This window comes from Phytohabitans sp. LJ34 (genome assembly GCF_052068095.1).
GTDB lineage: Bacteria > Actinomycetota > Actinomycetes > Mycobacteriales > Micromonosporaceae > Phytohabitans.
Genome location: NZ_JBQHDG010000020.1, coordinates 183,334 through 201,432 on the forward strand (window position 1 = coordinate 183,334; position 18,099 = coordinate 201,432).

Annotated in this window: 14 protein-coding genes and 2 pseudogenes; 6 read left to right on the forward strand and 10 right to left on the reverse strand. The window is 68.0% G+C overall.

Annotated features, from left to right (window positions below; genetic code table 11):
• Window positions 1-271 precede the first annotated feature (271 nt).
• Complete coding sequence (locus ACTMTJ_RS32265) at window positions 272-556, forward strand: hypothetical protein (RefSeq protein WP_441222425.1); 285 nt, start codon at window positions 272-274, stop codon at window positions 554-556.
• Between the two features lie 2,564 nt (window positions 557-3,120).
• On the opposite strand, the pseudogene ACTMTJ_RS32270 reads toward ACTMTJ_RS32265, so the two are convergent.
• Both ACTMTJ_RS32270 and ACTMTJ_RS32275 read right to left on the reverse strand, forming a co-directional pair.
• Window positions 3,121-4,213, reverse strand: a pseudogene (locus ACTMTJ_RS32270) (IS630 family transposase).
• A gap of 44 nt (window positions 4,214-4,257) precedes the next feature.
• Window positions 4,258-6,477 carry an MMPL family transporter gene (locus ACTMTJ_RS32275; protein WP_441222426.1) on the reverse strand — a complete coding sequence of 740 codons (2,220 nt, stop codon included), beginning with the start codon at window positions 6,475-6,477 and terminating at the stop codon, window positions 4,258-4,260.
• Between the two features lie 176 nt (window positions 6,478-6,653).
• On the opposite strand from ACTMTJ_RS32275, the gene ACTMTJ_RS32280 reads away from it, so the two are divergent.
• The 3 genes and pseudogenes from ACTMTJ_RS32280 to ACTMTJ_RS32290 form a co-directional block, all read left to right on the forward strand.
• Window positions 6,654-7,829: a sensor histidine kinase gene (locus ACTMTJ_RS32280; RefSeq protein WP_441222427.1), complete on the forward strand. Its 1,176-nt coding sequence runs from the start codon at window positions 6,654-6,656 to the stop codon at window positions 7,827-7,829.
• Window positions 7,830-7,863: 34 nt separating this feature from the next.
• Window positions 7,864-8,466: a response regulator gene (locus ACTMTJ_RS32285; RefSeq protein WP_441222468.1), complete on the forward strand. Its 603-nt coding sequence runs from the start codon at window positions 7,864-7,866 to the stop codon at window positions 8,464-8,466.
• A gap of 133 nt (window positions 8,467-8,599) precedes the next feature.
• Window positions 8,600-8,752, forward strand: a pseudogene (locus tag ACTMTJ_RS32290) (tetratricopeptide repeat protein); the annotation flags it as partial.
• A gap of 18 nt (window positions 8,753-8,770) precedes the next feature.
• Here the strand turns inward: ACTMTJ_RS32290 and ACTMTJ_RS32295 are convergent.
• The 3 genes from ACTMTJ_RS32295 to ACTMTJ_RS32305 form a co-directional block, all read right to left on the reverse strand.
• A complete protein-coding gene (locus ACTMTJ_RS32295) occupies window positions 8,771-9,439 on the reverse strand; it encodes a hypothetical protein (RefSeq protein ID WP_441222469.1) in 669 nt (222 codons plus the stop codon).
• Between the two features lie 787 nt (window positions 9,440-10,226).
• The gene (locus ACTMTJ_RS32300; RefSeq protein ID WP_441222428.1) at window positions 10,227-10,547 is read right to left on the reverse strand and encodes a helix-turn-helix domain-containing protein; all 321 of its coding nucleotides are present in this window, start codon (window positions 10,545-10,547) and stop codon (window positions 10,227-10,229) included.
• Window positions 10,544-11,050 carry a tyrosine-type recombinase/integrase gene (locus ACTMTJ_RS32305; protein WP_441222429.1) on the reverse strand — a complete coding sequence of 169 codons (507 nt, stop codon included), beginning with the start codon at window positions 11,048-11,050 and terminating at the stop codon, window positions 10,544-10,546. Before ACTMTJ_RS32305 ends, ACTMTJ_RS32300 begins: the two co-directional genes overlap by 4 nt.
• Window positions 11,051-11,932: 882 nt before the next feature.
• Here ACTMTJ_RS32305 and ACTMTJ_RS32310 point away from each other — a divergent pair.
• Window positions 11,933-12,334 carry a hypothetical protein gene (locus ACTMTJ_RS32310; RefSeq protein ID WP_441222430.1) on the forward strand — a complete coding sequence of 134 codons (402 nt, stop codon included), beginning with the start codon at window positions 11,933-11,935 and terminating at the stop codon, window positions 12,332-12,334.
• A gap of 592 nt (window positions 12,335-12,926) precedes the next feature.
• Here the strand turns inward: ACTMTJ_RS32310 and ACTMTJ_RS32315 are convergent.
• From ACTMTJ_RS32315 to ACTMTJ_RS32335, 5 genes are all read right to left on the reverse strand, one after another.
• Window positions 12,927-13,760 (reverse strand): alpha/beta fold hydrolase, encoded by an 834-nt coding sequence (locus ACTMTJ_RS32315; protein WP_441222431.1) that lies wholly within the window; start codon window positions 13,758-13,760, stop codon window positions 12,927-12,929.
• A 27-nt stretch (window positions 13,761-13,787) separates the two neighbouring features.
• Window positions 13,788-14,210: a DoxX family protein gene (locus ACTMTJ_RS32320; RefSeq protein WP_441222432.1), complete on the reverse strand. Its 423-nt coding sequence runs from the start codon at window positions 14,208-14,210 to the stop codon at window positions 13,788-13,790.
• Window positions 14,211-14,313: 103 nt separating this feature from the next.
• On the reverse strand, window positions 14,314-15,159 hold the full coding sequence (locus ACTMTJ_RS32325; RefSeq protein WP_441222433.1) for an ABC transporter permease: 846 nt from the start codon (window positions 15,157-15,159) through the stop codon (window positions 14,314-14,316).
• Entirely contained in the window at window positions 15,156-16,121 is a 966-nt protein-coding gene (locus ACTMTJ_RS32330) for an ATP-binding cassette domain-containing protein (RefSeq protein WP_441222434.1), read from the reverse strand. The genes ACTMTJ_RS32325 and ACTMTJ_RS32330 overlap by 4 nt, the downstream gene beginning before the upstream one ends.
• Window positions 16,122-16,224: 103 nt before the next feature.
• Entirely contained in the window at window positions 16,225-16,818 is a 594-nt protein-coding gene (locus ACTMTJ_RS32335; RefSeq protein ID WP_441222435.1) for a PadR family transcriptional regulator, read from the reverse strand.
• A gap of 293 nt (window positions 16,819-17,111) precedes the next feature.
• On the opposite strand from ACTMTJ_RS32335, the gene ACTMTJ_RS32340 reads away from it, so the two are divergent.
• Complete coding sequence (locus tag ACTMTJ_RS32340) at window positions 17,112-17,999, forward strand: ABC transporter permease (protein ID WP_441222436.1); 888 nt, start codon at window positions 17,112-17,114, stop codon at window positions 17,997-17,999.
• The last annotated feature ends 100 nt before the right edge of the window (window positions 18,000-18,099 follow it).

An 18,099-nucleotide genomic window follows, 5' to 3' on the forward strand; every position in this document is an offset into this window, starting at 1 on the left:
GTCGGCCGCATGGCGCGCGTCTCAGGCAAATTGACTTGACAGCATGTCCGACGAACCCGGACACTCGTTTTCACCGTACAAGATGTCTTCTGAAAAGAGTTCAATGACATGGCTCACCGCAACGCCTCGTCGCACGACCACGACGTCGTGGTCGTCGGCGCTGGACCGGCGTTCTTCGCGGCCAACGACACGAACCTCATGGCTGCCGGCAGCTACCTGTCGGCGCTCGACGTCCTGCGGCGCTGTTCTCGCGGGTGGGCTGGCCTCGCTGATGCGCCGCGACTGGCGCGCGCCGCTCGTGCTCGCCACCGGGCTGGGGAACGCCCTCGCCGTCGGCGTGGGCTGGGAGCTGGCCGCGACCCGCGCGGGGGAGGGACTCGACCCCGAGCTGGCCCGGCTGGCCTTCGACCTCGGCAACCTGTCGTTCGCCACGGCCTGGGTAGCCCTCGGAGGGTTCACCGTCGTGACCGGCTGGCCGCCGCGGGCCCGTGTGGAACATCAGCCTCGGCAGGGCGTACTTGCGGGCGTTGCCGTTGGGCCCTCGGCCGTTCGCTGAACAGGCCGTGCCGACAACACTCGACCCAGTGGACTCCGCGAGACTGCGGTGGCGGGCCATACCGCCGGGTGACCCGCAGTGTCAGCCGGAGCCAGGGACGACCGAAAGCTACGGATCACCCAATAGTCCACCATGGACATGAGAAAGGCTCTGATCCGGAACGAAGCACCAGGTCAGAGCCTGATCACTTGTGCGCCGCCGGGGACTCGAACCCCGAACCCGCGGATTAAGAGTCCACAGGGGACGGTCAACTTCGTGATTTCCTTACAGCACAAGGAAAATCCAACGAAGCGCCCGTCAGCTGTCCGTAAGTCCAGCGAGGTATGCGCTGGTCCGGGCCTAGATTGCGAACGATGACCGCGAGGTGAACGGCTGGACCGAAGCAGAATCCAGGTGACGGGCGGCGGATCCGTCCAGTGTCGCGAACGTCCGAGCGACCACGGAGCGACCCACCCCGCCTGGCAATCGCTGCGGCAGCGGCGTGGCGGCTGGTAGTTTCGCCACAATCGCTCCGATGCGGCTGGCTGACGGATCCGGATTGGCCGCCCGCACGGTGTGGCTCGCTGCGTGGCCACGAGGTGCACCGCCTCGGCGGTCATGAGCTACAGGAGCGATGGGGCCCCAAGCCGCAGCAGACGTCCAGCGACGCCTCACCGCCTTCTTCGACGCCCTTGCTACGCGTCAGCGCCCCACCTCACCAACGGCACAGCACGGGGCGAGTGCTGCTCGTATCAGGTCCTTTGTGCGCCCCGGCCCGCGGTGGCCACGGCCAGTTCCCGACCCACACCACCGACCTGGGGGAGGTCAGGGGCGGTCTGTGCTCCAAAGGACTTGCCCCGTCCGCTCGGTCAGCCGCGCGGTCGTAGAGGAGTACCACCTGCCGGGGGGGTGGCGTAGCGAAGCTCACGACGCCGGCGCCGAACCCCTCGTGCAGGCGCACCCTATGCGCGGACACGGTCAAGATCGGCCAAACCGCATGGACCGCTGGCGCAGACGGGGCCCGGGTCAGAAGCGGCGAGCAACGCGATGCAGGCTTGGCCCATTTCAGGGTTGAGGACCGCGGTAGACGGTGGCGATCAAGCCGCAAGGATCTGGTGGAACTGCGAGCAGAACGTGCCGTACGTCTGTTCGGCGGCCGTGGCAGCCGTTTATTTGGCCCGAAGTGAGTTGGGTCCTCACTGACGTTGGAACTGTCCACCGCCGCTGCGCACGGCCTGCCGCAAGAGGTGATGCCTCTGCCAAGCGTTGTGCTGCTGGAACGGATCCAGCGAACAGGCGTTACGCCGACCATGAGGCGTACGCACGAGCCACGGGCTGGCCCTATAAGCGGTTCGGCACGCTACCCATTGGCAATGGCCGACGGCAGCAGGGTGGGCCGCGGTGGTGGAAGAGATGCGATTCGGATCGATGTAGCAGAACAAGGCGCACAGCGCGGTCGTCGACGATGCGATGCACTCACGGCCGGACCGAACACGACCCAAACGAAGCTCAGTCACCGAAAGTATCGAGCTGATCGCGTCAGGTAAGTAGGATGGTCAGTACCGTCAAAGTGGCGGCCACCTATAACGTTAACTGACGGGATCCCGTATTTTCGTGCTCCATTGAAAGACGGTCAAGCAGGCGGGCATGACGAAACTGATAGACGGGCCCGGCGGTCCGGAGCACTCCGCGCCTGTGAGCATCCTCTAGGAACCTCATTAACCGGACCGGCCCATACCCGGCAAGAAAGATCTGAAAGAACGCTAACCGGGCGTCCCAACTACGTACGAATGTCAGGGCTATAGCTATCCCACCCGCCCCTGCGGCGACCAAGCCGATCGTTAATCCGCGGACGACGCCGCTCAACAAGATGAAGACAACGCCAATCAAGATCCCGCCGGCCGCACCAAAGACGATCCCTACTACGACGCCGGTCATTCGATCTCTCCGCCAGCTCGTAATGGGATCCATGGGGTTGCCGGCGTCGGCGTACGGCGCTGACGTCAAGATAGAAACCGCTGTCGCGAGATAGAATGAGATAGTCGTAGAAATTCCACATGAAAAGCCGAGGGCAGCATCACCCGCGACTCCAAACAGAAGACCGACAACTACTCCGTACCCAAGACCTGTAACCCAGCCGATCATCCGCAATCTGCTGTTTCCGGGCGAACCAATCGCGTGCCAGCGGATCGGCGCGAGCCGTACAGGGCGGTCCTCAGGGCGCCACTCGGCGAAGGCACCAACTAGTGTCCCTGTCGCCAACCCAGCCGCGCCGGCGACAGGCGCAAGATCGAGGCCGAAAGCTGACGCAGCCACGACGGCAAAGACCGATGCGGCCAGAAGCCCATTTGCGACGGCTCGAAAAGCTGCCGGCTGCCAGGTGGGAATAGTCCACCACGCGAAATCGTGTGTGCCGTCTCGGCTCATCCGATAGGCAACGTAGCCTAGCCATCGCTTCGCTTGGGAAACGGTGTATGGAGGCTTCGGGCGGCCATGTCGAGCCATGTAGGCAACTGGGATAACTCTATCCAACAGGAAATCTTCAACGGCGTTGCTGCATGAAAAGCGCTCCGGCTCAAGCAACTCTAGTGTCCCGCGCCAGAAATTCGCCTACAAAATCGGGCGAGTGATTCAAGGATCTCTTCGGCGGTCTTGGTCCAGATGAACGGTCGTGGGTTGCTGTTCCAGTCGGCGATCCACGACCGAATGTCGGCCTCGAGTGACTGGACGCTTTTGTGGGCGCCGCGGCGGATCTTCTGCTCGGTGAGAAATCCGAACCAGCGTTCGACCTGGTTGATCCAGGACGAGCCGGTGGGGGGTGAAGTGCATGTGGAAGCGTGGATGGTTGGCCAGCCAGGCCCGGATCGCCGGGGTCTTGTGAGTGCCGTAGTTGTCGCAGACCAGGTGCACATCCAACTCGGTCGGCACGGCCTTGTCGATCGCGGTCAGGAACTTCTTGAACTCGGTGGCCCGGTGCTGGCGGTGCAGTTCGCTGATCACGGTGCCGTCGGCGATGTTGAACGCGGCGAACAGGCTAGTGATCCCGTTGCGGGCATAGTCGTGGGTACGCCGTTCGGGCATGCCCGGCATCATCGGCAGCACCGGCTGCGAGCGGTCCAGGGCCTGCACCTGGCTCTTCTCGTCCACACACAACACCACCGCCCCTTGCGGCGGGTTGTGGTACAGCCCGACCACATCCACCACCTTCTCCACGAACAGCGGGTCGGTGGACAGCTTGAACGTGTCGGTCCGGTGTGGTTTGAGGCCGAAGTCCCGCCAAATCCTGCCGATCGTGGATTTCGACAACCCGGACCGCTCGGCCATCGACGTACGGGACCAGTGCGTGGCGTTACGTGGCGTCTGTTCCAAGGTCGCCACCACCACCTCTTCGACCTGGTCCAGGGTGATCGACGGCGGGCGGCCGGGGCGTTCCTCGTCGATCAGGCCGTCCAGACGCAACTTCAGGAACCGCCGACGCCATTTGCCCACAGTGGACAAATGCACACCCAGAGCGGCGGCCACATCAGTGTTGGAAGCGCCCTCCGCACACGCCAGGATGATCTTCGAACGCATCGCCAGGACCTGCGCCGACTTCGCCCGACGCGACCATCGGGTCAGCGTCCGGCGTTCCTCACCAGTCAATGTCAACGGCGCGGTGGGACGTCCGGTCCTCGGCACACCACCACCCTACTACTTATCAGGCGAATTTCTGGCGCGGGACACTAGTGCACCGTCTCCAGTTCCCGGACCGGTGGTGCCTCGTCCAGCGGCTCGTGGCCGCCGGGCAGCAGGCGGTCCAGCCACTTCGGCAGCCACCAGTTGGCGTTGCCGAGCAGGGTCATGGTCGCCGGTACCAGCACCATGCGCACGATCGTGGCGTCGACGAAGATGGCGGTGGCCAGGCCGAGGCCGAACATCTTCGTCGACGGGTTGTCCGCGACGGCGAAGGACAGGAAGACCGCCACCATGATGAGCGCGGCCGAGGTGATGACCCGGGCGGTGCCGGAGATGCCCCGCACGATCGCGGTGCGGTTCTCCCCGGTGCGCAGGTACTCCTCCCGCACCCGCGACAGCAGGAACACCTCGTAGTCCATGGACAGGCCGAACAGGATCGCGAACATGAACATCGGGATGAACGACACGATCGGCACCGTGGACTCCAGGCCGATCAGCGCGCCGCCCCAGCCCCACTGGAAGACCGCCACCATGATGCCGTAGGACGCGCCGATGCTCAGCAGGTTCAGCAGCACGGCTTTCAGTGGTACCAGCACCGAGCGGAACACCAGCAGCAGCAGCACGAAGGACAGCGCCAGCACGGCGCCGACGAACGCCGGCATGCGGTCACTGGTCCGCTTCCCGACGTCGGACAGGCTCGCCGCGGCACCGCCGACGTGGGCCTTCGCCGGGCCCGCACCGACCGCGCCGGGCAGGACGTCGGCGCGCAGCCGGGCGACGGTGTCCGTGGTGGCCTTCTCCTGTGGCCCGCTGGTCGGGAACAGCACCAGGGTCGCGATCCCGGTCGCCTGATCGACCTGCGTCCCTGCGACCGACGCGATGCCCCGGTCGGCGGTGACTGCGGTGACGACCCGGTCCAGCGCGCCCGGATCCCCGGCGGTGGTCATGGCGATGATGACGGGACCGTTGGCGCCCGGCCCGAAGCCTTCGGCGACGAGGTCGTACGCCCTGCGCTCCGTCCGGTTCTGCGGCATCGAGCCGTCGTCCGGCAGACCCACCCGCAGGCTGAGCAGGGGCAGCGTCGCGGCGAGCAGAAGCGCGGCGGCACCGACCGCGTAGAGCCCCGGGTGCCGGTTCACGTGCCCGATCCAGCGCACCCACCCGGTGCTCGCGGTGGTAGCGGCGCGCCGCCGGACGACGCGGCGCATCAGCCGGCCCGGGTGGCCCAGGCGGGCACCGGCGAGGCCGAGGAAGGCCGGCAGCAGCGTCACCGACGCGAGCACCATGATCAGCACTACCAGGGCGACCGCGAGCCCGCCGATCGTCATGAACGGCACGTCCGCGACCGCCATGCCGAGGATCGACACGACGACGGTGCCGCCGGCGAACACCACGGGCCGCCCGGCCGTGGCCACCGCCCGCGCCGCCGCCTCGGACGGCTCGACGCCCGCGGCCAGGTACTCCCGGTGCCGGGCCAGCACGAACAGCGCGTAGTCGATCCCGACGCCGAGCCCGACCATGCTGCCGAGCACCGGCCCGAACGTCGGTACCTCGATGAACCTGGCCAGGACCGTCATCGTGGCGATGCCGACGGTCAGCCCGAAGATCGCCATGCCGATCGGGAGCGCGGCGGCGACGAGCGAGCCGAACGCCAGGAACAGGATCGTGGCCGCGGCGAGTAGGCCGACCAGCTCGCCGATGCCGGCGCCGGCATCGGAGAAGGCGAAGAACAGATCCCCGCCCATCTCGATGCGCAGCGGCAGCTCACCGCGCAGCCGTTCCACGGCGGCGACCAGTGCGTCGAGGTCCTTGGCCGACAGCTCGTCCTGCGACGGGTACTGCACCCGGATCAGCGCGATCCGCCCGTCGGCGGAGACCAGACCGGCGCGGACGGCGGCGTCGCCACCGGCGTCCAGCGCCTGGACCGGCTCGCCGGTGCCGAGCACGTGCGGGAGCTGCCGCACCTCGGCCTGCAGCCGGGCCAGCGCCGTCCGCGCGGCACCCTGGTCGAAGAAGCTCACGCCGCCGTCGAGCGGGGTGACGACCACCTGGGCCGTCATGCCGTCCTGGCCGGTGCCGGTCTGCTCGATCAACTCCGCGGCCAGCTGCGAGTCCAGCCCTGGAGCGGTCATCGAGTCGGCGGGCCGCCCACCGAACGCACTCGCGGCGACGACAGCGAGCACGGCGACGAGCAGCCAGGCCGCGATCATCCGCCACGGATGGCGGGCCGCGCCGCCGCCCAGACGGGAAATGGCTTTCGAAAGCATCGGGGTCCTCCAATGACCTCTTCGGCCGCTGTACCCCGGCCGCCGATGCAAAGGCTCGTCGTCGCAGCACCGGCGGGCATCGGCCTGCGAGCCGCAGATCCGTCCCTCCCCGGGCCGAGCGGCCCGCCGTTCTTTCGGCCGATGCGCGCGCCGGTGCGATCCCTAGGCTGGAAAGCGTGCTGACCGATGACCTGCGAAATCTGTGGACCGAGCCGCGGCCCCCCGACGCGCCCGTACGGGTGTGGCGTGACTGGGCGCTGCTCGCCGCGGGACTGGGCACCGCGGTCACCGAGGCCACGCTGCGCGACGACCTCGTGTGGCGGCCGGTGGCCCTCGTGCTCGCCGTCTGGTTGTGCGCGTTGCTCATGTGGCGCCGGACCCGGCCGCTGGCGGCGGTCGCGCTCGGGTTCGGTGCGATAATCCTGCTCGGGCTGTCGTCACTGGTAGCGGACCCGAGCGAGCCGGTCGGGCTGGACAGCAGCGTGATCGTGCTGCTGCTGGTGTATGCGCTGCTCCGGTGGGGATCAGGACGGGAGATCGTCCTGGGTATCGGGATCGTCCTCGCGGCGTTCGTCGTCCAGGCGGTCGAGGACGACATCACCCCGCCCGCCGTGCAGATCGCGGGGTTCGGGTTCCTGTTCATGCCGGCGGTGATCGGGGCGTCGGTGCGGTTCCAGGCGATCGCCCGCGAGCGGCTCCTGGACGGGGTGCGCTCCAAAGAGCGTGAGCGACTGGCCCGGGAGCTGCACGACACCGTGGCCCATCACGTCTCCGCGATCGTCGTCCGCGCTCAGGCGGGCCGGGTGCTCGCCGGCGTGGACCCTGCCGCCGCCGTCGAGGCGCTGGAAGGCGTGGAGGAGGAGGGCGCGCGCACGCTGGAGGAGATGCGGGCCATGGTCGCCGCGCTGCGGGACCGCGGCACCGGCGCCGAGCTGGCCCCCATCGCCAGGGTCACGGACCTGGAGCGGCTGCTGAGCGGCACCGGCGGCCGGCTCCCGATCGACCTGCGGCTCGACGGCGACCTGGACGCGCTGCCAGCGGCCGTGGACGCGGCGGTCTACCGCATCGTGCAGGAGTCGGTGACCAACGCCCGGCGGCACTCCGTCGACGCCAGCGGGATCATCGTCCGGGTCACCGGCGAGCCGGAGCGGATCACGGTTACGGTGCGCAACGACGGGGTCCGCGCCGGCAAGGGCCGCGATGGGTATGGTCTGGCGGGGCTGCGCGAGCGCGCCGCGATGCTCGGCGGCGAGCTGCGGGCCGGGCCGGGCGCCGAGCACGGCTGGCAGGTCGAGGCCGAGCTGCCCCGGGGGAGGACGCACAGTGCAGCCCATTCGCGTCGTCATCGCTGACGATCAGGCCATCATCCGCACGGGGCTGCGGAACATGCTGGACGTCCAGCCCGACATCGAGGTGGTCGGCGAGGCGTCCGACGGGCGCGAGGCCGTGCGGCTCGCCCGTGACCTGCGGCCCGACGTCTGCCTGTTCGACATCCGGATGCCGGTCCTCGACGGGCTGGAGGCCACCCGGCAGCTCGCCGGACCCGGCGTCGCCGACCCCATCGTGGTCGTCGTGATCACCACGTTCGACCTCGACGAGTATGTCTACGGTGCACTGCGCGCGGGCGCCCGCGGGTTCCTGCTCAAGGACGCCGGGCCGGAGCTGCTGGTCCAGGCCGTCCGGTCGGCGGCGGACGGTCAGGCGCTCATCGCCCCGAGCGTCACGGTGCGCCTGCTGCAGGCGTTCGCTGACGTGCCGGTCGGGCGGCCCATGACACAGCCGGTCGTCCCGGTCACCGCCCGCGAGGAGGACGTGCTCATCGCCGTCGCCCGAGGGCTGACCAACGTGGAGATCGCCGACACCCTGCACATCAGTCTGAGCACGGTGAAGACCCACCTCGCGAGCCTGATGGGCAAGCTCGGCGTCCGGAACCGGGTTGAGATCGCGATGTGGGCGTACGAGACCCGCCGCATCGTCCCCGGCGCCTAGCTACTTCGACCTGAAAAGTCGGTGTAGTGGCGGGGCCGGCGTGGGCTGCCGGCGTGCCCGGAGGGCGGGTGGCCGGTTATGCCGTATGCGCGGCTTCCAGGGGTGATTTTGGTCAGGTTGTGGGCGAAGACGGATGACCGCGCTGCACGACCTCACGTACACCCGCCGGGCCCAAGGCGACCTCGATGAAGCCGAGCAGCTGTTCCAGCAGGTGCGGGAGTACCGGTCAGACAAACTCTGCCGCGACCACCCGAACACGTTGATCACTGAGCACAACCTGGCGTGGCTACTGCACGCCCCGGGGCTAGCGTTGCTCGGCGATTTCCCGTGTCGGCTCAGTTGTCTCCGGCCAGATCGTCTTGGCGTAGCGCAGGGCGGGTTTGGCGGTCAGTCCGAACATGGCTGCGATGTGCAGTGGGTCGCCGTCTGCGGCGCGGGCTTCGTCGAGGATGCGGTCCTCGCGGAGCTGTGCGGCAGTGGCGGGTAGGCCCCGGAAGAGACTGGTGAACCAGTAAGCGCTGACCGGGCCGCGTTCGTGGGCGGTGCGGCGGGTCAACATCAGATGGGCGTTGCTGGTGTCGGGCCAGCGGCTGTGCCGGTAGTCCAGGTAATCACTCAACGCCGCTGCCGTGAAGGAATCGAGCGACCGGCTGGTGGCGTCGAGTTTGAGCCGCATGTTGGGCAGGTCGATACGGTCCAGTGTCAGCTGTCGGGCCTGGTGCGGGTGCAGCGCGTGAACGCCAATGAGAGCAACGGCGACCTGTAGTGCCGGGTTGTGTTGGGCGGCTTCGCCGATGGCGTGCAGGGCATGACTGTCCAGTGTGGTGGGTGTGCTGGGGTTCTTGCCGCTGACGCGGACACGTCGGGTCGGGTTGGCGAAGACGAGGCGCTGGGCCTTGAGCCCGCCGAACAGGTCCCGTAGCGCGTTGGCGTCCGATGCCTGGTGGGTTCGTCCATCCAGCCAGGCGACCACATCGTCGCGGGTGACCTGCCGCAGCGTCGTGTAGCGGGCGGCGACGTCGAGCAGGAACGGGCGGGCGGCTGCGAGGAGCGTGAAGGCGGTGACGCGAGGTCTGGCCCGGCGGCGTGGGGTTCCCTGCCGCAGGACCGCGATCCGTGCGAGCTCATCGCGCTGACGGTGCTGGCCTTGACCGGCTCGCCGGGGTCGTGGCAGCTAGCGAGCATCCGCAGACCACGACGGACCTGCTGCAGCGTTCGTGGTGGCCAGCCGTTGTGCTCGGCCAAGGCGTCGGCGTGGCGCAGGGCGAGGTCCAGGAACCGGGGATCGCGAGGTGGATCGAGGCTGCTGGCATGCCGGCAGTCCCGCGGCGGGTCGACCAGGACCAGCTGAGTCCGTTCGGGCGCCGGGACCGATCTGGTCACCACGGTCAATGTCGGTGCCGTGGCGGGTGATGCCGTGGCGTGCGCCGCTGGCCGGCGGGTGCGCAGCGATCGGTGCGTGTCGGCCAGGAACAGCTGCTGCCCGGTGATCGCCGCAGTGGACAGGTCGACGGCGGTCTTGTTGCCCGGGCCGGCGATAAGGCCGGCTTGTCGGCGGCAGAGCCGGCAAACGCCGTCCCGGACAGGAACGCCTCGGCGGGCGCAGGTCAGGCATAGTCCGGTGGGGTACTTCGCGGCGAAGTTCGCGCAGCCGCGGCAAAGCCGCTGCCGCAGCACACCCCAGGCCAAGCAGTGCGCGCAACTGCGGGCGGGTCCCCGATACTCGCGTGGCCGGCGCCGCTGTGGGCTCGTACTCTCCCTCATACCGGCGGTTTCGTGCGGCCGGCATGCCAGCGTTGGATGGGGGCCTCGCCGGCGACGGCCTTGAGGGGAGCCTGCTTGGCCGGCCGCTGCTGATTGGCGGGTGTCTGTTCGAGCACGAGCAGGTCGTTGGGTGTGCAGCCCAAGACGGTGCAGATGATCTGCAGGTCCTCCAGTCGGATCGTCACCGGCTGGCTGGACCACAGGTGCGACACCTTGCCCGTGCTGATAACCAGGCCCGCGTCGGCGAGCATGGCCTGTAGCTGGGACGCCTTCCAGATGTCCCGTTGCGCGGCTGCCAGACGCAGGTTCCACTTCATCGTTGTCGGCTCCCAAAGCGGTCGGCGGCGCGCTGCCCGGCGCTGGCCCAGGCATCCTCGATGTGGGTCTTGTCGACGTGGACGTAGATCATTGTGGTGTTCAACCACGCGTGGCCGAGAACCTCCTGGATAGCCACGACATCCATCCCGTTGCGGTAGAGGTCGGATGCGGCGAAGTGGCGCAGCAGGTGCGGCGACAGCCGCCCCACCTGCGCGGGCAGATGGGCGGCGACGGCCTCGGCCAGGCCGTCACGGAGGGCATCAGTGGTGGCGAAGCTGCTGCTGCCATCGGCGTTTCGCCGCTCGGACGGGAACAGCGGCGCCAGCGGGTCGTTGACTCGGTCGTCGAACTCCCAGCGTGGGCCGTGCACCCACCAGTCCAGCAGCTCTCGGGAGCCGTTGATCAACGGGACCAGTCGCTCCTTCTTCCCACGGCCGTTGCTGCCCTTGCCCCGCAGCAGCACCTTGCCGAACCGGCCCAACTCCCACCGCAGGTCCCCCATGCGCAGCAACGACAGCTCCGAACCCCCGCGGGCCGATCAGGCTAACCATCCGGAAAGCGGTGTAGTTACGCACCGACGGGGCGTACTTGCGTGCACTGGCCAGACTGTCCTGCCAGCCCGTGAACAGCTGCGCGACCTCCCGCGGCGCCGGCGGGATCCGCAACCGGGAGGCAGTGCCACCGCGGGGCCGGTTGACCTCGTCCAGCGGAGACTCGACCACGAACCCGGTCGCGGCGTGGATCTCCGCCTTGTGACGCAGCTCAAGGAACTCGAAGTACACGGCGAACGCCGCCGCCCTGCGGACCCTGGTGCCGGGCATCGCCTCGCGCAGGTGCCGACCGAAGTAGGCGTCCGCATCGCTCGGCGCCATCGTCCACAACGGACGGCCAAGCCACTCCCGCAGATCCTCGACCGCTGCGACGTCGGCCCGGATCGTGCCGTCAGCGATCCCGGCCGAGGACCGCGCCAGCACGAACTCGGCCAGCAGATCCTGCTCGAAGGCCGCGACATCCGCCGGCGCCCCCAGCCGCAGATGCGACCGCAGGTCCCGCACCACCGCCAGCGCCACCCGAAGCCTCCACCTCAGCTATCCATGCCAAGACTCACGATCCCCGGCGGAGTCTCAGGAATCGTGAAGCTGGATCATAGATCGCTGGGGCTGAGCTGTCCACAAGGGAGCTCCTGGTCGAGTCCCTTCCCAGCCAGGCTCCCGGATCGACAGACCGATCGGAACTCGCCGGAACATGGGTTTAGTGGGAACGGACGGCGGTCCACCTGTCGGCCTCGACCCGCTGGCGGGAGAACCCGATCACGCCCGCGACGGCGGCCTTGAGGTTGTCGTAGCGGATCTTCCCGGTCGGTACCCCCGAGCACGTTGAAGGCGTGGACGTGACCCTCGAAGAAGGCTTCCTGCCCAGCCGAGGCACTGACCCTGTGCACGGCCTTGCCCGAGTAGGAGAGCCGAAGGCTGAACAGCGCGCAGGTTACGAGCTCGCCGCGCAGGCGGATGGCGACGTCGCCGAAGTCAACCTCGGCCTCGCGGCCCGGGAGGTGCTCTTGCGGGATGAACGCGTTGGCAGGTTCCCGTCCGACCTCGACGCGAATCTCACGGCGTCGGGTGGCGACGTACTCGCGGACCATCCAGTACGACACCACCCCGGCCCCGTCATGTTCGTCAAGCAGTCGATCGAAGATCCGCTTCGCCGTGTGTCGCTGCTTCCGCGGCGCGTCGAGGTCCGAGCGCAGCCAGTCGTCGATCACCACTCGGTACGCGTCAAGCCGTGAGCCGCGTTTGGGCGGTTGCCTTCTCTCCTTCGGCCATGCAGATTCCAGCGCCGCTGTCACGGTTCGGAAGCCGACGCCGTGCTTGCGCTGCAGCGCGCGGTTGGACATCCCAGATCGGGCATCCCGTCGGATCGCCGCGTACAGGTCGACCCGGGAACGCGGCTGCGTCATCGGTGGCACTCCTGACGTGAGCACGCCGTGGGCACGACTTTCGGCACCGGGCCACCGCCCGGGAACGGTGACCGCATGCGACCACAGCCCGGAATCACTGGCCCTACCGAGGTGCCTGGTCATGTGCTGCGCAGGGCTTCGATGGGCAGTACTGAGTCGGCCCGGAGTGCGGGGTACGACCGACGACGGAGCCGATGAGCAGCGAGTAGGCCAGGTCGAGTCCCACTGAAGCCCAGGTCAGTACGACGGCCCGGCCTTGCGTGGTGACGAAGACGTTGGTGACGAGCACGCCCAGGATCAGGCCTGTGATGCCGCCGACGACATCAACCTCGACACCACCTGTCCGCCCCGTGTCCCTGGCGCGACGAAGATCTGCTTGCGCGGTGCCTAATCGGTCTTCCCGCAACACCTCGCGGGCCCCTCAGTGTTCGCTACTGAAGAACCGTAGCAACAGCGGGCCGACGGTCTGTGGGTCGACGACGTGATCCGGCCCCTCGAGGGTCTCCCGTTGAGCGTGGGGTAGTAGGTCTGCAAGCTCGTCGGCTGCGCGGTCGAAGAAGTCCGAGGGCAGGCCTGCCATATAGGGGACCGTGATCGGTCCTCCGGTGGTGACCAGGACCGGTTGGGTGACCGTTGCCAGTCGATCGGCCGGCAATTGGAAGCGGTTGAGGAAGACGCTGTCGTGGACCAGCGTGGGCGCGAGGGCGACCGAATGCGCCCAATGCGCCGTCTGCTTGCCTGCCGCTTTCCTGGCCGCGATGTTGTCGTCGGAGGCGCCGGTCACGCGCATGAACAGTTCGAGAACCTCCTCGTCTCGCCCGGCGTCGAAGGCGCGTCGGGTGTCCGCGACGTACTCCTCGAATCGCGGGCGTATGTCGTCCCCGACCGCGTAGGGCACCTCCCACACGGCGATCGTGTCGATGGCTGACCCGGCCGCGGCGGCTTCCAGCGCCAGCGCGCCGCCTGAGGACGCCCCGAACACGTGTGCCGAGCCGCCCGCCTCCGCGATCAACGCATCCAGGTCCTCGATCTCCCGCTCCACGGCGTAGGGCTCGGTGAAGCCGCTCGCGCCGCGTCCCCGACGGGCATAGTTGTAAACCGTGAAGTGCTCGGCGAGAGCCGGCGCCAAGGGAGCGTTCTCGGCTCCGTCGTCCAGTCCGCCGCCCACCAGGATGACGGCCGGACCGCTTCCTTCCCTGTCGTAGGCGATGGTGGTGCCATCGTTTGATGTCACGCGAAAGGCCATCTCGTTCATCTCACATCTCCGTTCGAGAGGTTTGTCTCAGCGCCTGAGCAGCGTGCCGACGACGGCCTCGGTGCGCGACCACCGCGCCCTTGCGATCACGGCCGCCACGACGAGAAAGGCGAGCGGCAGCCAAGGGCTCTGCTCGAGCACGAACTGATCGGTGATCACAGCACCGGTCAGCAATGCCGCCAACCCGAGACTGGCCAGGCCCGCCAGAGCCGGGACCAGAAGTCCAACCCCTCCCGCGACCTCCAGCGCTCCGACCAGGTACCGGAGCCACTGGCCAGCCCCGATGTCGGCGAACATGTCCACCATGACCGGGTCGCCGGCGAGCTTCGAGATTCCGCCGCCGGCGATTATCGCCGCCAGCACGACTTGCAGAATCCAGACCCCGATGCTGCTCGCCCGCCCGGGCGTGTGCGCAACGGTTTCCGAGTTGTTCTTGGGGATGGTGCTCATTCGGCTCTCCTTGTCGTGTCCGGGCCTGGTACCGGTGATGGCGTTGGCCGAGTGGGCCGGGTTGTCGGAGTTGATTTCGACCAAGTGCTCGCGGTAGCGGCATCTACTTCTTGTTGCGGTAGAGGACCATGGTGATGGGACCGAAGACCGCGACGAGAAGTACGGACGAGACGAGCACCCAGCCGATTTCCCCGGCGGGCACCGAGCCGTCCATCAGGCCGCGTACCACGGTCGCCAGGTGGGTGATCGGGTTGACCTCGATGACCGCCTGCATCCACCCGGGCATCGTCTTCGGGTCCACGAAGATGTTGCTCACGAACGTCAGCGGGAACATCACCATCATGCTGACCCCCGCCACCGAGTTCGGCGTGCGCAGGATCAGGCTGAGCATCGTCCACAGCCACGACAGGCAGAACGAGAACACCAGCAGCAGCGCCACCGAGAGCACCACGCCGACGGCGCCACCCTCCGGCCGGAACCCTAGGACCAGTCCGAGCGTGATCACGATCGCCGACCCGATCGAGTAGCGCACCAGATCGCCGAGCAGGGCGCCGACCAGCGGCGACGGTCGCCACACCGGAAGTGACCTGAACCTGTCGAACACCCCCTTCTGGATGTCGGTGTTCAGCGTTATGCCGGTGTTCATGGTGATCATGACGTTCGCCTGCACCAGGATGCCGGGCAGCAGGAACTGTAGGTACGCCTGTGTCGACCCGGCGAGCGCGCCGCCGAACAGGTAGGTGAACATCAGCGTGAACATGATCGGGAACATGGTCACGTCGACGAGCTGCTCCGGGACGTGTTTGATCTTCAGCAAAGCGCGCCAGCCGAATGTCAACGAGGTGAGCACCGGGCCGGGGCGAGACGGCCGCTCGCCGGCCAACAGCACACTGCGCAGCGCGTCCTCGGTGACCGGCGCCGACGCCGGTTCTGCGGTCGTGGCATTCATGCGGCATCCTCCTCGGGTGTCTCCTCGGCGGCGTGTCCGGTCAGGGCGAGGAACACCTCGTCCAGGCTCGGCTGACCGAGCGCGAACTCGGTGACGTCGATGCCGCTGCGGGACAGCTCGGCCAGGGAACGGGCGACCCGCTCGGGGTCGGAGATCCGCGCGGACAGCGCGGCCGGGTCGGCGGACGGCTCGGCCGGCACCTCGAGGACGCCGGCGAGGACCCGCTCTGCCTCGGCCCGCTGCTCGGGCGCACGTAGCCGTACGTGCAGCGAGCCGGCGCCGACCGATGCCTTGAGCTGGCCGCTCGAGCCCTCGGCGACCACCTTCCCGTGGTCGATCACCGCTATCCGGTCGGCCAGCTGGTCGGCCTCGTCGAGGTACTGCGTGGTCAGCAACACGGTGGTGCCCTCGGCGACCATGCCCCTGACGATCTCCCACACCTGGTTCCTGCTGCGCGGGTCGAGCCCGGTCGTCGGCTCGTCGAGGAAGATCAGTTCGGGGGTGACGACCAGGCTGGCCGCGATGTCGATGCGCCGGCGCATCCCGCCGGAGTACTTCTTCACCTGCCGGTCGGCCGCCTCGGCAAGACCGAACGCGTCGAGCAGGTCGGCCGCCCGCTCCCTGCCTCGGCGGCGTGAGTAGCCGAGCAGCCTGGCGAGCAGCAACAGGTTCTCCACCCCGGTGAGGTCCTCGTCGACCGACGCGAACTGCCCGGTGAGGCCCACCCTGCTCCGCACCGCCTGGGCGTCACGCACGACGTCGTAGCCGAGCACTTGCGCCTCTCCGGCGTCGGGGCGCAGGAGCGTGGCCAGCATGCGGATCGTGGTGGTCTTGCCCGCCCCGTTCGGACCGAGCACGCCGTACACGCCCCCGGCGCTCACGGCCAGGTCCACACCGGCGACCGCGTGGGTCGTGCCGAAGCTCTTCTTCAACCCTCTCGTCTCGATCGCGAACTTTCCCATGGGTTCGATTCCTTCTCTCGGTGTTGCGAACGGATTGGTTGAGCTAGTCAAGTTTGATTACTTGGCCAGAGTACGCGAGGAGGAAACGTCTAGTCAAGTTTGGTTAGAAGCGCATCTTGAGGTGATCGGGGACCGTTCGCCACGAACCCGGATCATCGGCCATGGTGTAGGCGCCCTCAGACAGTCGTTTGCTCAGGCTCTTCGCCCACTCCAGTTCGGTGCGTGCGTGTCCCGCCCACAGTTCGGCCTGATCGCGGACGTGCTCGGGGGTGTCCCGATTGGGGTGCTCCCGCCACTTGGCCTGCTCTACGAGCTCCGCTTCCAGGCGCGTGACCCGCTCGTTAACGTGCGCGATGGCATCTGTCCTGGTCAGCATGGGCAACATGGCGATGGACGCGTTGAGCATGGCCGGGTCGTGGGTGCGCCGCAGACCGTCGCGGACCAGTTCGACTATCTCGTCACGTCCCCGAGCTGTCGCGCGGTACAGAACGCGCTCCGGCCCGGAGTTGCCCGGCTCGGCGTGTTCGGTGAGGAGGCCATCAGCCGCCGCCTTCTTCAGCGCGTGATAAATCGAGCCGGGCTTGATCTTGGCCCAAATCTCCGCACGCCAGCTCTGCAGTTCGGACCGCACCTGGTAGCCATGCGCGCCGCCGGAGAGGTGCACGATACCGAGTACCAGGAGCTTCGTCGCCGACATGCGCCCACCTCCGCTCAATCTGCTCGGACTCGCTCCGCTTGCGCGCCCGCCAGGGTGGTGTCAACTCCCACCAACAGTAGGGTGCCCTCCTGGTCCGGGTGGTGTCAGCACTGACCTACAAACGGTGCTGGTGGAGACCTCCAAAGCCAGCTCGGCCGCCGGGAGTAGCCATAGTCTGTCGGTCTGCCAGAAACGACTCAAGGTAACCTCGAGCGACCTGCAACGGTGAGACGACCTCACGCGGCGATGCCCAAGCCGCGAACCTGGCAAGGCTGACCAGGTAGCCGCGAACCGTGCTGGCAGCCAGATTCCGGGCGCGAAGGTGGCGCCGCCACTGCCCGGCATACAGGTCCCACTCAGGCGCGCCCGCGACTTGGCAGATCGCCGGCATCGTCGAAGAAGGCGACACCACCGGCGGCGGCGTCTACACCACCCCCGATGGCCTCGCCGCCGCCACCGGCCAACCCACACAGGTCAACCGCATCCGCCTCATCACCACCCAGCACGACGAACCAACCCGAGACACCATCGCCACCACAGTGGACAGAACACTCACGGCCGCCGGCCTCGACGTCGAAAACGCATCCTCGGTCAGCCGCACCGACGCCGCCTCCGCCGGCCACATGGGCCCCGTCCTGCTCGTGCTACTCGGCATCGCCCTCCCCCTCGGCAGCATCGGCGGCATCGGCCTCGCCTCCACCATGAGCGCCAACATCCTCGACCGCACCCGCGAATTCGGCATCATGCACGCCATCGGCGCACCACCCAAAGCCGTACGCCGCATCGTCACCACCGAAGGTGTACTCCTCGCCCTCACCAGCTGCGCCGTCGCCATCCTCCCGACGCTGGCCTTGACCGCCATCCTCGGCGACGGACTCGGCAACCTGTTCGGCAACGCACCCCTGCCCTACCGCATCTCACCGCTAGCCGTCGGCATCTGGACCGCGCTCGCCATCCTCGGCGCCATCCTCGCCACCGAAACCGCCGCCACCCGCGCCTCCCGCATCACCGTCCGCGAAGCCCTCACCTCTGACGACCTCGTCCCGCGCCGGTGCTCGACGGATGCGCCCAGGTGCTGCGGTAACGGAGAAGGCTGGCCAGTAGTACCAGGGCCAGGGTGGCTCCGCCGTCGTCACCGATCCCATTGGGCAGCACCCCGGGCCATCCCGTACCGGTCATAGGTCACCGCCCACATGCGGGGCCCGGCCATCACCCAGCCCAACCTCGTACGTGACCGATGGCCGCGGACGTCGACAAGGCGCAGCCCGGCCTCAGGGTGGC